Raw genomic sequence first — 2100 nt, forward strand, 5'->3', positions numbered from 1 at the left:
GACGGACATCTCGTGGTCATGAAGGACTACCCGCCGAAGTTGAGGCGGACACGGTCGCAAGCGGCCGGGGGCAGGAGATCCTGGCCGTTCAGAGTTTGTCGCCGCACAAGGTGATGCCGCGATCGTCGAGCGTCCAGGACATGTGGTTTCCGCAGTCGTTCCGATCGGCGTACACGCCGGTGATCCGCACGATGTACTTGTAGTCGTCGGGAATCTCACCATCGCAGTGAGTGAGGGTTCGGCGGCCCAATGACTGGCTCTTGTCGCCCTCCATGAACACGCACTGTCCCACTCGGTAGTTGCGGTTCAGGCACAACGCGGTGGTGGTGTCGTCGTTGTTGTCGTGCGACCACTGGGCATCGTATCCGGCCGAGCAGTCTCCGGAGTCGTCCGCGATCGACATCACGCGGTAGTAGGACCCGGTGCCGTTGCAGCTGGCCGCCTGCGGGGTGTCGGGCGACCACACCTCCTGGAGATCGCGGTAGTTGTCCAGGCAGTCGTTGATGGCGATGTCGGCAAAAGCCTCGTCCTCGCGGCTGGGCGGAGTTGGGCTGGGACGGGAAGTCGTCGAGCCGCCGGAGCCCTCACTGTCCGGGCCACCGCCGGATTCCGCGTCATCGAGGGGACTGCTGGTGTGGGTGGGCGAGGAGGTGGGCGAGTCGTTCGCGCTGTCGCTGTTGAGGTAGATGATCAGGCTGACGACAAGAGCGGCGGCACTCAGCAGCGCGTAGAGGTACTCGTTCTTCCAGCGGACCCGGCGAGGCGTCGTCCCGCCCGTTCCGGCGCTCGGCTCGCCGGCCGGCGAGCTTCTCCGCGGGCCTGCCGCCGGATTCGGGCCGGGACCGCTCGCCTCCGGACGTCCGGGCTCCGGCGCCCCAGCCCAGCGGTCCTCTTCGGTGCGCCGCCGGGTCGCCTTGGGACCAGCGGTCCAGCTCCGAGTGACCGTCTCGGCCTCGGCCTGGTCGGCGGCCCGCTGGAGCCGTCGGCCCTCCTCCGCGTACTGCTCGACCAGCCATGTCCAGCCGGCCGGCAGGGTCCGGCCGGCGCCGTGCTCGAAGCGCGGGACGAGCTGATCGGCCGTCGGCCGGTCCTCGGGCCGGGCCGCGACACAGTCACGGACCACCTCCTCCAGACCACTGGGGAGCCCGTGCAGATCGATGGCGGCCTGCCGCACGTAGTTGAGCTGCTGGAGCGGCTCGGTGGTCGGCGGATAGGGCAGCTTTCCGCAGGCCACGTAGTACAGGGTGACGCCGAGCGAGTAGATGTCCGAGGCCGGCGAACTCGGCTGCCCCTCAGCCTGTTCGGGGGCGGCGAAGGCGATGGTGCCGAGGGTAAGCTTGGTGCTGGTGAGGTCGCCGGCATGGGAGATGCCGAAGTCGATCACCTTGGGGCCGTCGGAGCACAGCAGGATGTTGAGGGGCTTGACGTCCCGGTGCACGATGCTCTTGTCGTGCAGCTCGGCCAGGGCCCGGGCCACACCGGAGGCCATCCGGCGCACCGCGCGCTCGTCGGCCAGGGGCCCCTTCTGCACCACCAGCGCCTCCAGTGACGGCGCCGCGACGTACTCCATGGCCATCCACGGCCGATCGGCGTCGACGTCGAAGTCCAGAACCTGGGCGGTGTACGCGTTCGTGACACGCCGGGCGAGCCCGACCTCACGGCTGAACCGCCTCCGGGCCTCCTCGGTGACGCCACCTGAAGCCAGCAGGGTCTTGACGGCAGCGATCCGGCCCGAGCCCGGAACCCGTCCGAGATAGACCACACCCATTCCGCCTGTGGCCAGTTGTCCAAGCAACCGGTACGGGCCGAGCTGCCTCAGCTCGCCGTTCAGGGCGAACACGCCCATGCCACCCATGCCGAAAGGTTCCGTCACGGCAGTGCCCTTCCATCGGTCCGGCCGTTCAGCCGCTCCCTACACCTGACGCGGGCACCGACGTGCCCGCGTCCATCTTGGTTCGTTGATTTCCGCAGGTCCGCCGGTTTCCGAAATCCGCCCGGGGCCGGGTGCGGGAGGGCTGTCCCGTGACCGGCCGGACAGCCGCATCATCAAAAGCGCGCGGCGCTGACAGTGAGCAGCGCTTTGGGGGGATTGCGCAGCAT

Annotated in this window: 1 protein-coding gene; it reads right to left on the reverse strand. The window is 68.7% G+C overall.

The window, feature by feature from the left end; translation table 11 throughout:
- Positions 1-88: 88 nt before the first annotated feature.
- Complete coding sequence (locus ACFVUT_RS37620) at positions 89-1873, reverse strand: protein kinase (RefSeq protein WP_389661295.1); 1785 nt, start codon at positions 1871-1873, stop codon at positions 89-91.
- Positions 1874-2100: the final 227 nt, after the last annotated feature.

It is taken from the genome of Streptomyces sp. NPDC058051 (genome assembly GCF_042885475.1).
Classification (GTDB): domain Bacteria; phylum Actinomycetota; class Actinomycetes; order Streptomycetales; family Streptomycetaceae; genus Streptomyces.